Annotated in this window: 12 protein-coding genes and 1 tRNA gene; 6 read left to right on the top strand and 7 right to left on the bottom strand. The window is 70.5% G+C overall.

All coding sequences use genetic code 11. The annotated features are described in order from the left end of the window. A partial coding sequence (locus tag ABT367_RS01735) for a bifunctional 3'-5' exonuclease/DNA polymerase (RefSeq protein ID WP_352248440.1) occupies positions 1-1,416 on the top strand: 1,416 nt, incomplete at its 5' end. Positions 1,417-1,450: 34 nt separating this feature from the next. On the opposite strand, the gene ABT367_RS01730 is transcribed toward ABT367_RS01735, so the two are convergent. Both ABT367_RS01730 and ABT367_RS01725 read right to left on the bottom strand, forming a co-directional pair. Next, positions 1,451-2,848, bottom strand: coding sequence for a hypothetical protein (locus tag ABT367_RS01730; RefSeq protein WP_352248438.1), 1,398 nt, complete (start codon positions 2,846-2,848; stop codon positions 1,451-1,453). A gap of 214 nt (positions 2,849-3,062) precedes the next feature. Further along, positions 3,063-3,578, bottom strand: a complete 516-nt coding sequence (locus tag ABT367_RS01725) for a SigE family RNA polymerase sigma factor (RefSeq protein ID WP_352248436.1) — start codon at positions 3,576-3,578, stop codon at positions 3,063-3,065. A 241-nt stretch (positions 3,579-3,819) separates the two neighbouring features. Here ABT367_RS01725 and ABT367_RS01720 point away from each other — a divergent pair. The 3 genes from ABT367_RS01720 (at position 3,820) to ABT367_RS01710 (ending at position 5,323) form a co-directional block, all read left to right on the top strand. After that, positions 3,820-3,893: transfer RNA gene (locus ABT367_RS01720), tRNA-Thr, on the top strand. 142 nt (positions 3,894-4,035) lie between these two features. Continuing rightward, the gene (locus tag ABT367_RS01715; protein ID WP_352248434.1) at positions 4,036-4,554 is read left to right on the top strand and encodes a pyridoxamine 5'-phosphate oxidase family protein; all 519 of its coding nucleotides are present in this window, start codon (positions 4,036-4,038) and stop codon (positions 4,552-4,554) included. A gap of 229 nt (positions 4,555-4,783) precedes the next feature. Then, entirely contained in the window at positions 4,784-5,323 is a 540-nt protein-coding gene (locus ABT367_RS01710; RefSeq protein WP_352248432.1) for a hypothetical protein, read from the top strand. Between the two features lie 75 nt (positions 5,324-5,398). Here the strand turns inward: ABT367_RS01710 and ABT367_RS01705 are convergent, their stop codons facing one another. The 3 genes from ABT367_RS01705 to ABT367_RS01695 all read right to left on the bottom strand — a co-directional run bounded on the left by ABT367_RS01705 (position 5,399) and on the right by ABT367_RS01695 (position 7,587). After that, on the bottom strand, positions 5,399-5,929 hold the full coding sequence (locus ABT367_RS01705) for an ATP-binding protein (RefSeq protein WP_352248430.1): 531 nt from the start codon (positions 5,927-5,929) through the stop codon (positions 5,399-5,401). 303 nt (positions 5,930-6,232) lie between these two features. Continuing rightward, on the bottom strand, positions 6,233-6,646 hold the full coding sequence (locus ABT367_RS01700; protein ID WP_352248428.1) for an ATP-binding protein: 414 nt from the start codon (positions 6,644-6,646) through the stop codon (positions 6,233-6,235). 83 nt (positions 6,647-6,729) lie between these two features. Continuing rightward, positions 6,730-7,587: a SigB/SigF/SigG family RNA polymerase sigma factor gene (locus ABT367_RS01695; RefSeq protein ID WP_434975376.1), complete on the bottom strand. Its 858-nt coding sequence runs from the start codon at positions 7,585-7,587 to the stop codon at positions 6,730-6,732. Positions 7,588-7,785: 198 nt separating this feature from the next. Between ABT367_RS01695 and ABT367_RS01690 the strand changes: the two genes are divergently transcribed. Then, positions 7,786-8,379: a DUF6817 domain-containing protein gene (locus ABT367_RS01690; protein WP_434975375.1), complete on the top strand. Its 594-nt coding sequence runs from the start codon at positions 7,786-7,788 to the stop codon at positions 8,377-8,379. 107 nt (positions 8,380-8,486) lie between these two features. Here the strand turns inward: ABT367_RS01690 and ABT367_RS01685 are convergent, their stop codons facing one another. Then, on the bottom strand, positions 8,487-9,926 hold the full coding sequence (locus ABT367_RS01685) for an MFS transporter (protein ID WP_352248423.1): 1,440 nt from the start codon (positions 9,924-9,926) through the stop codon (positions 8,487-8,489). A gap of 170 nt (positions 9,927-10,096) precedes the next feature. Here ABT367_RS01685 and ABT367_RS01680 point away from each other — a divergent pair, with 170 nt between their 5' ends. Beyond that, positions 10,097-10,744: a TetR/AcrR family transcriptional regulator gene (locus tag ABT367_RS01680; protein WP_352248421.1), complete on the top strand. Its 648-nt coding sequence runs from the start codon at positions 10,097-10,099 to the stop codon at positions 10,742-10,744. A gap of 6 nt (positions 10,745-10,750) precedes the next feature. Here the strand turns inward: ABT367_RS01680 and ABT367_RS01675 are convergent, their stop codons facing one another. Continuing rightward, the gene (locus tag ABT367_RS01675; RefSeq protein ID WP_352248419.1) at positions 10,751-12,223 is read right to left on the bottom strand and encodes an MFS transporter; all 1,473 of its coding nucleotides are present in this window, start codon (positions 12,221-12,223) and stop codon (positions 10,751-10,753) included. Positions 12,224-12,267 lie beyond the last annotated feature (44 nt).

The following is a 12,267-nucleotide window of genomic DNA, read 5'->3' as shown; positions in this document are numbered from 1 at the left end:
GCCCTCGCCCGCCTGCGCGGCGGACCCGTGCCGCCGGACCCGCCCCAGCGCGCGGCCGAGCCCGGATCCCAGTCCTCGCTCTTCGAGCCCCGCCCCGTACCCGTAGCGCTGGAAGAGCTCCTCGAGGTGTACGCGGAGCAGTTGAAGCGCCATGACGCGGCCGGGCATCCGGGGCGGATGCGGCTGCTCACCGCGGCCGAGTCGGCCGGGATGCTGATCGCCTGCGAGATGAACCGCTCGGGCCTGCCCTGGAGCGCCGACGTCCACCGCGGGGTCCTCACCGAGCTGCTCGGCGAGCGCTATGCGGGCGGCGGCGAGCCGCGCCGGCTCGCCGAACTGGCGGACGAGGTCTCGGCGGCCTTCGGCAGACGCGTACGCCCCGACCTGCCCGCCGATGTGGTGAAGGCCTTCGCGCAGGCCGGTGTGCGCGTGAAGTCGACCCGCCGCTGGGAGATCGAGTCGATCGACCACCCCGCCGTGAAGCCGCTGATCGAGTACAAGAAGCTGTACCGGATCTGGGTCGCGCACGGCTGGTCCTGGCTGCAGGACTGGGTGCGCGAGGGCCGTTTCCGTCCCGAGTACCTGCCGGGCGGCACGGTGACCGGGCGCTGGGTGACCAACGGCGGCGGCGCCCTGCAGATCCCCAAGGTCATCCGGCGCGCGGTCGTCGCGGACCCCGGCTGGAAGCTGGTCGTCGCGGACGCCGACCAGATGGAGCCGCGGGTGCTGGCCGCGATCTCCCGCGATCCGGGCCTGATGGAGGTGGCGGGGCGGCCGGGCGATCTCTACCAGGCCGTGTCGGACAAGGCCTTCTCCGGTGACCGGGAGATGGCGAAGCTGGCGGTGCTCGGCGCGGTCTACGGGCAGACCTCGGGCGACGGCCTCAAGAACCTGGCCCTGCTGCGCCGGCGCTTCCCGCGTGCGGTCGCCTACGTGGACGACGCGGCCCGCGCGGGCGAGGAGGGCCGTCTCGTACGGACGTGGCTGGGGCGGACCTGCCCGCCGGCGGCCGGAGCCGGGGAGGACGAGGAGGCGGGCATCCCGCAGGACGCCCCCGAGCCGGCGGCCTCTGCGTCCGGAGAGGACGAGGGCTGGGTGCCGGGCTATGCCTCGACCAACTCCCGTGCCCGCGGCCGCTTCACGCGCAACTTCGTGGTCCAGGGCAGCGCGGCCGACTGGACGCTCCTGGTGATGGCGGCCCTTCGCCGGTCGATGCACGCGGACGGTCTCGCCGCCGAGCTGGTCTTCTTCCAGCACGACGAGGTGATCGTGCACTGTCCGCAAGCGGAGGCACCGGCGGTCGTCGAGGCGATCCGGTCGGCCGCGGAAGAGGCCAACCGGATCGCGTTCGGCGAGACGCCGGTGCGGTTTCCGTTCAGTACGGCGGTGGTGTCCTGTTACGCGGACGCCAAGTGATCGCCCGGTGTCCTGTTACCCGGACGCCAAGTGGTCACTGGCCTGCGATCTCGGCCCACTTGGCGCTGGCGGCAAGGGACTTGAGCTGCTCCTTGCTCAGGGCCGGAGTCTCACGGGACGGGGCGTCGTGCTGCGTACCGGAGTTGAAGGCGCTGACGATGACGCGCAGTCCGTCCGGACGCAACGTGTCCGCGGTCCACATCACCGCACCGTCGACCCCCTTGTCGCCACCGCTCTCGCGCCAGCTGAAGACGGTGCCGTCGGGCAGCTCCTCGGCCCCGTTGAACAGCTCGCCACGGACGTCGTCCATGTTCGGCTGCACATTGATCTGCACCATGCTCGCGCCCTTGCCGTCGTCCACCACCACATAGGCGTACGAGCCGTCGCCGCCCTGCCCGGTGACCTTCACACCCTGCGGAAGGAGCCCGATCAGCGTGGAGCGGATCGCCTGCTGCTCGGGTGAGGCAGGCGCCTCGTTCCCCTCGGAGTCGCCCTTGCCCGCGTCACCCTTGCCCGAGTCGCCCTTGCCGGGATCGACGTTGCCGGGGTCGCTCTTGGCCGGGTCGTCACTGCCGGAGTTCTTCGGCTGCCGCTTCTCCGGGGCGCCGAAGACCGGGTCCCACTTGTCGGAGGTGACGAGCGCCTTCAACTGGGCCGTGGTCAGCGGTGGTTGGGGGCGGGTGACGGCCGCGCCCTTTTCGGTGGAGGAGTTGTACTCACCCGCGTCGATGACATGGCCCTCGGGGGTGGCCAGGACGGCCTGCCAGTACTTCGTGCCGCCCTTCTGGCTCCCGTGCACGTCGTACCCCTGGAAGACCATCAGCCGCGAACCGTCCGACAGCTTGTCGACCTCGCATGTGTCGTACGCGACCAGCGCCTTGTCCGGGCAGGTGGTCATGTCCTCGGCCACCTGCCGCTCGTCCTCGCCGAGCCGCGTGAACGCGATCCGGATCGCGGCCGCCCCGTCTCCGTCGTCGAAGGTGACCCCGGCATTCGGGTTCGCCCGCTCGTCGTCGGTCCCGTGCCCGTACCCGGCGCTGACCTCCCCCTCGGGCAGCAGCGACGTGAGCGTGGCGATCAACTCCTTGGCGCTGACATGGCCACCGGAGGTCTTCGTGCCGCCCTTGCCCTCCTTGACCTTCTCGCCTCCGTCGGCCGCGGTGCCCTCCGCGCCCTTCGAGGTGCCGGCACTCTCCGTGCTCCCCGCCGGGGCCGCGGACTCCATGCCCTGCCCGCCGAGCCCCGGCAGGACCACGGCACTCGTGACCGCGATGGCCGCGATCGCCGCGGCCCCGCCGAACACGGTGGCACGCCGCCTGCGCACCAGGCGCCGGCCGCGTGCGTGCCCGGCCTCGACCAGCGCCCGCGGATCCGTGCTGAACTCCTCGCCGGTACGCCGCAGCGCCTCGCCGAACTCATCCTCGTACGACATACGTGACCAAATCCCCTCACCTCGATACGGCGCCGCCGCGCAGCCGCGTGGCGTGACATTCCCGCTGACCCCTCACCGACCGACCCCTCGCACCGGCCGACCCACTGCTCACCGCGCGCGGTGATCTTCCTCGCGCGGCCCACTCCGCGGTGATCTCCATCGCGCGGCCCACTCGCTCACCGCCCGCCGTGACCCCATATGGCGGCCCACTCGTTCACCGCCCGGCGTACTCCCCGATGCCGTCGCCGAGCAGCTCCCGCAGCCGTGCGAGCGCCCGTGTGGAACGGGTGCGCACCGCCGCCGAGCTGACATGCATCACATCGGCGGTCTCCTCGATGGACCGGTCCTCCCAGTAGCGCAGGACCACCACGGCCCGGTCCTTGGCGGACAGCTGCTGCAGCGCGCCGAGCAGCGTCAGCCGCAGCACCGCATCCGCCTCCTGCCGCCCCGGACCGTCCGGCAGCACGGCCGCCGGCTGCTCGCCGCTGCTGCGCCGGCGGGCATGCGCGAGATAGCTGCGTACGAGAACGGTCTGGGCGTAGCCCGCCGGATTCCCGATCCGTGCGACCCGCCCCCAGACCAGGTACATCCGCCCGAGGGTCTCCTGCACGAGATCCTCGGCGAGATGCGTGTCCCCGCCGGTCAGCAGACAGGCCGACCGATACAGCTGGCGCGATCTCGCCCCCGCGAACTCCAGATACGCCTGCTCCGACTCCCCCGACCGCCGCATGCCCTCCCCGTCCGCCGCTCTGTACCCCTACCTATGTGATGCGGCGGGCCCGGGAAATGTTTCACGCCGTCCGCCACGACTTTCCCGACGCCGCCCGTCCGCCACGACTCTTCCGGCGCCGCCCGTCCGGCACCCGTCCGACGCTGGTCGAGGGCACTCGGATTAACCCTGTAGACTTGGCGTCGCTGCTGATGCGAACCTCTTCCCGCGGGGAGAGGTTCTTCCACGCATCACCCGCGGCGCCGCCTTAGCTCAGATGGCCAGAGCAACGCACTCGTAATGCGTAGGTCTCGGGTTCGAATCCCGAAGGCGGCTCGGATCAGCCCCAGGACTCACTCGCCGTGACCTGGGGCTTTTTCATGTCCGGGGGTGGTGAACCTGTTCCGCGTGGAGCAACCTCACCGCTGCTTCGTCAATGACGACAGAGGGTGTCGGGTTTACGGCCGACGATGGTCGTATGCGCGAAACCCCAGAAGAACTCGACAAGCTCCAGTCCCTCCTCGACTCCTCCCTCTCCGGCTCGACCGCACACCTCCGCTCGATCGTCGAGGGCCGCACCATCGCGGCGGCGCAGCTCACCGGGGTCCTCACCGGCATGTGCACGCTCGCCCTCTCCACGGTGACCGCGAAGGGCGAACCGCGGATCAGCGGCGCCGACGGGCACTTCCTGCACGGCCGGTGGCACTTCGGCACGGCGCGCAACGCCGCCAAGGCCCGTCACCTCGCGGCCCGTCCGGCCGCCAGCGTCGCGCACATGCGCGGCGAGGACCTCGGCGTGTTCACGCACGGCACGGTGGAGGAGATGAACCCCGAGAACGCCGAGACCACGGCCGACTGGCAGGAACTCCTCGCCTACTTGAAGGACTTCTACGGCGACGACTCCTTCGACTGGAACCGCGAGGTCGTCTACTACCGCCTGAACCCGCACTGGATGACCGTCTACGCCCCCGACCTCGACAAGCTCACCGGCACGTGACGCCGGGGCCGTCGATGAGGGCCTGCACGCATTGCGGGCCGGGAGATCGTTGTAGGGGATTGGTGATGAGGTTGCGGGGAGGTGGAGCCGGGGGCAAGAGCAGGGGTCGTCGGGGCGTGCGGGCCACTTAGGATCGGCGATCTCTGCTGCGCGGTCAGGCCCTGCTCCCCGGGGGAACGGTGGGTGGTCGCCCCGGCAGAGTGACTACCAACGAGGGATGACTCATCACATGAGGTTCGACCTGACCAAAAAGGCGCTGTCGCTGGCAGTCGTCGGCGCCAGTGTCATAGGTGTCTCCGCCATGACGACGGGTTCGGCGTCCGCAGCCACGTACACGTGCAAGACCAGCGACAAGAGCATCGACGACTGGTCGTACGGCGGCCCCCTTCCCGACAACTTCGACGTCAAGATCAAGAACTGCATCCGCAGGTCCGGCTCGTACGTCTACGGCTACTCCACGATGAACTTCGACTTCGCCCCGGAGTACGCCGGCACCGACTTCCGCGACAAGCTCGACGGCGCCGAGTTCCGCTTCAACATCAACCATGTCGACGGCGGCCCCGACACCGTGTTCCTGAAGAAGGACTACGACCTCATGGACGACTTCGCCCGCCTGAACGGCTCGGGCAACGTCGGCGCCAAGACGCGCGTCTGGAAGAAGAAGGTCGGCAGCAAGAGCGCCTACGTCGACGGCACGGTGCGGCTCAACTGGAACCGCGACGGCAAGGGCTTCATCAACCACGGCTTCGCAGGAACCCGGTCGGTCTGATCCACGGGGCCCTCGGGGCGGCTTCCTCTTGACGGCGGGCCGGGCGCACTTCGGTGCGGCCGGCCCGCTTTCGCGCTATCCCGGGCCGGGCGTCCGCCTTGAAGCCGAAATCGGTACGTGTGCGGTGATGGTCTTGCCCTGGCCGTCGGCTCGCAGGTGGATGGCGGTGCGGGTGGTGACGCGCCGGACCAGCGCCCAGCCGAAGCCGCCCGGCTCGGCCGCGGTCCGGTCCGGGGAGAGCGGGAGCGTGCGGCTCTCGTCGCCCACGGCGATCACGACGTGGCCGTCCTCGGCCCAGATCCGCACCGAGGTGAGTCCGCCGCCGTGCCGGCGCGCGTTGGACAGCAGCTCCGAGCACACCAGTTGGGCGTCGGTCAGGCGCTCCTGCGGCACCTCTGCCATCCCCGAGGAGGCGGCGTGCTCGAGCATCACCGTCCGCACCAGGTGGCGGGCCTGCGCACCCGAGGGGAGGTCGGCCCGCCATGCCATTCCGTCAGGGGCCTCGTCGTGGTCACGGCGGTCGGCGGGGATCGGCGGACGGCGTGCGGTCGGGCGGTGCGCCTGCGGCAGGTCACCGGCGTACGTCGGTTCCGGGAAGGAGACCATGGTCCGGGCGCCGCGACGGCGGCTCCACCGCCCTTTCTCGTACGAGAATGATGGCTTCCAACGTACGCGTCCGAGGGGACCTGCATCCGCCCTCCTTCGGGTGCACTCCCCCTCCGCCGCCGCACGACCAGCGCGGACGCCGCTCCCAAATGCTCCGGTTCACCCGTGAGTTGGAGCGCTCGCAAGGGCGCGCGACGGACGCTCGGGCCTGCCACAGGTCGCCCGCTCACCCGTCACCCCTCACCCGCTCACCCGCTCACCCTTCGCCCGCTCACCCCCTCGCCCGCTCACCCCCTCACCCCCTCACCCGCCAGACACGGACGGCGAGAAGCAGGCCGTGACCTCCTTGCCCTTGGGGCACGGGTACGTGGACCAGGTGTCGGCGAGCGCGTCGACCAGGAGCAGACCCCGGCCGCCGAGCGCTTCGGCGCCCGGCTCGCGCGTCTCGGGCGGGAGCGGGGACGCGTCGTGCACGGTCACATGCAGACACTCCGCGTCCCAGGTCAGCACGAGTTGGGCGGCGCTGTGCGCGTGCACGTGCGCGTTGGTGACGAGCTCGGACACGGCCAGCAGTACGTCGTCGGCCGTTTCCGGGGCGGTACGCGACCAGCCGAGGTCGTCCAGGCGCTCGCGGGTCCAGTCGCGTGCCGCCTTCACCCCGCTGTTGAGGGGGAACGACCGCGCCCACCCCACCGCCTTGATGGACCCGTCGTTCATGGCAGTTCCTCTCTCCTCCACCGCGGTTCCCGAGCGGCCCGGGCCCACGCCTCCGCGGCCCCGCAGCCCCTCGGCCGGACGGTTCAAGTGGCGAGCAGTTCCTTGCGGAGGCGCTTCATGATGCGGTTGAGCAGACGGGACACATGCATCTGGGAGCAGCCGAGGGCCTCGCCGATCTCCTGCTGGGTGCGCTCCTCGACGAAGCGGAGGTGGATGATCGTGCGATCGCGCTCGTCGAGCCCGACGATCAGCGGGGCCAGCGTGTGGAAGTCCTCGATGCGTTCATAGGCGTCCTCCTCGGCACCGATGAAGGCGGAGAGCGGGGACTCGGCCTCGTCGTTCTGACCGGTCAACGAGGCGTCGAGCGAAGACGCGTTGTACCCGTTGGCCGCCATCTGCACCTGCGCCACCTCGGCCGGCTCCAGCTGCATCAGCTCGGCCAGCTCCTGCACGGAAGGGGTGCGGCCCAGACGGGTCTGCAGCTCCTCGGTGGCCTTCGACAGCTCGATCCGCGCCTCCTGCAGCCGGCGCGGCACGTGCACCGCCCAGGTCGTGTCGCGGAAGAAGCGCTTGATCTCGCCGGTGATGTACGGCACCGCGAAGGAGGTGAACTCCACCTCGCGGGCCAGGTCGAAGCGGTCGATGGCCTTGATCAGGCCGATCGTGCCGACCTGGACGATGTCCTCCATCTCCTGCGGTCCGCGGTGCTTGAAGCGCGAGGCGGCGTACTGGACCAGGGAGAGGTTCATCTCTATCAGCACGTTGCGTACGTACTGGTGCTCCCGGGTGCCCTCTTCGAGGCTGTGCAGCCTGTCGAAGAACGCCTTGGAGAGTTCGCGTGCGTCCTTCGGTGCCACGGACGCCGGGTCCACGACAGGTAGATCGGCCAGCTCCTGGGGCGCGCTCTCTCGCACGGGTGCTGAAACCGTGTGGGTGGGCATGTCCTTCCCCTCCGCTCGTGGGCAACTGCCGCTCGTGTTCTGCTGCCGGATCCAGTTGCCCCTGTCCATGGTTCTCACACCTGTTCTGGCGGACCTACGCGCATGGATGACGCGAATTGCTCGTGTGCTCGCCATGTCCCCATGCGGTGAATCGCGGCCCGATGCGTCGAGTTGAGGATGCCGGGTATGCCGACTCGCATGAGCCCCGATCACCGAAGCACCGACGCCGGGCGTCCCGGTACGGAGGATCCCGAACCCCGGGCCGCGCTGCGCCTCCTGCGCCAGTGCGGCGCCGAGACCCTGGACCACCCCGGCGGAACGCTGCTCGCGCACCTGCTGCGCGTACGGCAGCAGCTCGCCGAGTGGGGTGCGCGGCCCGCGCTCCAACTGGCCGGTCTGTGCCATGCGTTCTACGGGACCGACGGGTTCGCCTCGGCGTTGCTGCCCCTGGAGCGGCGCCGGGAACTGGCGTCCGCGATCGGCGGCGAGGCCGAGGGACTCGTGTACTTCTACGCGGCGTGCGACCGGAAGGTCACATATCGCGAACTCGGCGCCTACCGGGACCGGTTCACGGGTGGGACCCGCGCTCCCGCGCCCCAGGAGCAGCGGGACTTCGCGGAGCTCACCGCGGCCAACGAACTGGACCTCGCCGCCCTCGACGAGGAGTTCCGGCGCCGTCACGGGGAGGGCCTCCTGAAGCTCTTCACCACAATGCGCCCCGCCCTGAGCCCCGCCGCGTGGCAGTCCTGCGTCGACGTACTCGGGAGCGAAAGGCGTACGGATAGGGCGTGACGGCCATGGGGGGAAGGGCCCTGACCGGCGTACGGAAAGGGCGTGACGGCCATACGGAAAGGGCCTGACCAAGCGGATCGGTCAGGCCCTTGTCGTACCGAGCACCCTCAGTGCCCCACCCCCTCCGCAGCGCGGCGCGGCAGCAGACGCAGGGCCGGCAGGCAGGCCGCCGTGATCGCGAGGACCACGATCAGGCTGACCGTCATGGCGTGGGCCGAGCCGTCGCCGAGGAAGTGGAAGTAGACCGTGGTGACGGTGGCGGAGCCGATGCCGTTGGCGAGCTGCTGGATCGCCGTGAGCGAGCCGGACGCGCTGCCGGCCTCGTCGGGGTCGATGTCGCCGAGGGCGATGTCGAAGATCGTGCCGAAGCAGGCGCCCATGCCGAGGCCGGTCAGGAACACCGCGGGCGCCAGGGCCCACAGGCCGACGGACAGGCCGGAGGCCAGGACGAGAGCGAGCAGCCAGCCCGCGCCCGCCATCGTCAGGAGCATGCCGATGAGGACCAGGGTGCGGCCTAGCTTCGAGGCCAGGGCCATGCCCGCGAAGGCCGCGACGATGATGCCGAGCGTCAGGGGCAGCAGCCCGAGCGCCGTGGCGCCCGGATCCGCGTGCAGGGCCTGCTGCATGAAGAGCGAGATCACGTACGTGAGGCCGCTGGTCACCGCGAAGTAGAGCAGGCCGACGAAGAGGCCCGAGGTGAAGCCCTTGTTCTTGAGGAGCGTGGGCTTGATCAGCGGGTTGGCGGCGGTGCGCTGACGGTGGGCGAACAGCACGAGGAAGACCGCGCCGACGGCGAGCGAGCCGAGCGACAGCGCGCTCCAGCCGTACGTGGAACCCTCGATCAGACCGAACATCAAGCCGAACATGGTGACGGCGAGCAGACCCGCGCCCCGTCCGTCGACGGACGTGCTGTGGTCGCCGTCGTCCTTCGGCAGCAGACGTGTGGCGGCGAAGAGGCCGACGACGCCGAGCACCAGGTTGATCAGGAACACCGGGCGCCAGGACAGACCGCCGAAGTCGGCGTCGATCACGAACCCGGCCAGGACCGGGCCGCCCACGGAGGCGAGGCCGAGCAGCGGGCCGAAGAGCTGGAAGGCCTTGCGCAGCATGTCGCGCGGGAAGGTCCTGGTCAGGATCGCCATGCCCTGCGGAATCATCAGCGCGCCGAACGCGCCCTGCACCGCACGGGCCACGACGAGCACCGCGGGGTCGGGCGAGAGGCCGGCGACGGCGGAGGCCGCGGTGAAGCCGGCCATGCCGATCAGGAAGAGCCGGCGCTGGCCGTACTTGTCGCCGAGCCGGCCGCCGACCACGAGCAGCACGCCCATGGCCAGGGCGTAGGCGGAGCCGAGCCACTTGATCAGGGATTCGCCGCCGCCGATGTCGTTGACGATCGTCGGCGCCGCGATGTTGGTGACGGTCGCGTCGATCATGTCGAGCGCGTCGGCGAGCAGGACCAGGCCGAGGATCAGCCACAGGACGGTACGGGAGAGGGAGGCCGCCGTACGGGGCGGCTCGAGGGGCGGGGTTTCGGTCACGGCAGACATGACGGGCTCCTTTGCGCGGGGTGGGACCGGGATGGTGCGGCGCAGGGGCGGGGCCCGGAGTCGGGCGGCGCGGTGGCCACGTATCCAGAAAAACACAGTCGCTACGAAACCGCAATCACTACAGTTTTGGATCGAATACGAGAGTGTGGTCGCTCCGCTAAGCTGGATACATGGCAGAGACAGCAGCGAGGAAGCAGCCGGGAGCGCCGAAGGAGGCGGCGGCGCGGAAGGGCCCGGCAGCGCCGAAGGAGCTCGGGCGCCGCGAGCGCAAGAAGGCGGCGACGCGCAAGGCGCTGTCCGATGCCGCACTGGAGCTGTTCCTGGAGCGCGGCTTCGAGAAGGTGACCGTCGCGCAGATCGCGGAGGCCGCCGACACCGCGGTGACCACGCTGTTCGCGCATTTCCCCGGCGGCAAGGAGGCGCTCGTCCTCGGCGACGACATCGAGCGCGAGGCCTCGCTGGCGGCGGCGGTGCGCGGGCGGGGCGAGGGCGAGTCGGTGCTCGACGCGCTGCACCGGTTCTTCGCCGGGCGCGGGATCTTTGCGGAGGACCTGGACAACGAGTTCCGCAAGCGGGTGGAGTTCGTGGCGAGCACTCCCAAGTTGCGTGCCTACGCACGCCAGTTGTGGGTGGCGTGCGAGGAGTCGCTCGCGAAGGTCATGGCCGAGGAGACCGGCAGGAGCGAGGACGAGCTGCCCCTGAAGGTCCTCGCCCGGTACGTACTGGAGATTCCCGACCTGGCCTCGGACGCACCGGACCCGCGCCGCGCGCTCGATACGGTCTTCGAGCATCTGCGGCGCGGGTGGCCCGGCGTGTAGCGGTCCTCAGCGCGCCCTCCTCTCACGCAGGAACAGGGCGGCGAGCACCGAACCGGCCAGCACCACAAGCGAGTTGACGAGGATCGCGAAGGTCACCCCGTCGAGCACGGCCTCGGAGCCGCTCGCCCCGCCCATCCGCGCGGTGGCGAGCGCGCTCATCACGGGGATGCCGAGCGTGATGCCGACCTGCTGGGTCATCGTGGCGAGCCCGGAGGCCAGGCCCTGCTCCTCGTCCGGCAGGCCCGAGGTGGCGGTGACCATGAAGCCGACGATCACCAGCATGTTGCCGACGCCGCCCACGAACGTGGCCGCGAGCAGCAGCCAGATCCAGCCGCCCGAGGCGCCGAGCGCGACCAGTGCCGCGGTCGCGAGCGCCTGGACGATGCCGCCGGTGACGATCGTGCGCCGGTTGCCGTAGCGGCCCACGAAACGGCCGCCGAGCGTGCCGCCGAGTACGGTGCCGACGCCGAGGACGCCGAAGGCGAGACCGGTGGACAGGGCGGAGTAGCCGAGGACCTCCTGCAGATAGAGCGTGAGCAGGAAGACCAGCGAGGTCTCGGTGACGAAGGCGATCAGGCCCGCGGTGTTGCCCCAGATCACAGATCGGCGCTTGAGGATGGAGACGGGGACGAGGGGCGCCGCGGCCCGCTTCTCGACGAACCAGAACCCGACGAGCAGGGCGAGCCCCGCGCCGAGCGCGAGCAGCGTGGTGGGCATGGTCCAGCCGGTCTCGCCCGCCTGAGTCAATCCGTAGACGAGAGCGAGCAGTCCACCGGTGACGGCGATCGCACCGGGCACGTCGAGGCGCGGGCGCTGGGCAATGAGGGTGCCCCCTGCTCGAGCGGAGTCGAGAGCTCGGGGGCGGGACTCGGTGATCACGGAGGGGGCGAGGGCCAGGACGAGCAGGGCGACGGGGACGTTGACGAAGAACGCCCAGCGCCAGGAGAGCAGATCGGTGAGCAGCCCGCCGAGGATCGCGCCGGCAGTGAAACCGGCCGACATCAGGGCGCCGTTGAGCCCCAACGCCCGTTCCCTGAGCGGCCCTTCCTTGAAGGCGGTGGTCAGCAGCGAAAGCCCGGCCGGCGTGACGGCCGCGGTCGCGAGTCCTTGCAGGACGCGGGCGATCAGGAGCACCTCGGGCGAGGTGGCGAAGCCGCCGAGCGCGGAGGAGGCGGCGAGCAGGGCCATGCCGCCGAGGAAGAGGCGCTTGCGGCCGAAGAGGTCCGCGATCCGCCCGAAGAGCAGGGTGAACCCGGCGGCGGCGAGCGCGAACGAGGTGGCGATCCACTGCAGGTGCCCCAGCGAGAAGCCGAGACCTTCGCCGACGACGGGCAGCGCGACATTCAAGATCGAGAAGTCCACGGCGATCATGAACTGAGCGCCGAGCAGCAGCGTGAGGACGAGCTTCTGCCGTCCGGTCATACGGAGTCGGGGCAGGGTCCCCGGCGCGGCGGCCGGGGACTCGGTGGTGATGGACATGGCGGGCGACCCCCTAAACGGTTCAATCGTTCCGTTAAGCGATG

The organism is Streptomyces mesophilus, from assembly GCF_040300965.1.
GTDB lineage: Bacteria > Actinomycetota > Actinomycetes > Streptomycetales > Streptomycetaceae > Streptomyces > Streptomyces mesophilus_A.
This window is presented reverse-complemented; position numbering and strand designations above follow the sequence as displayed.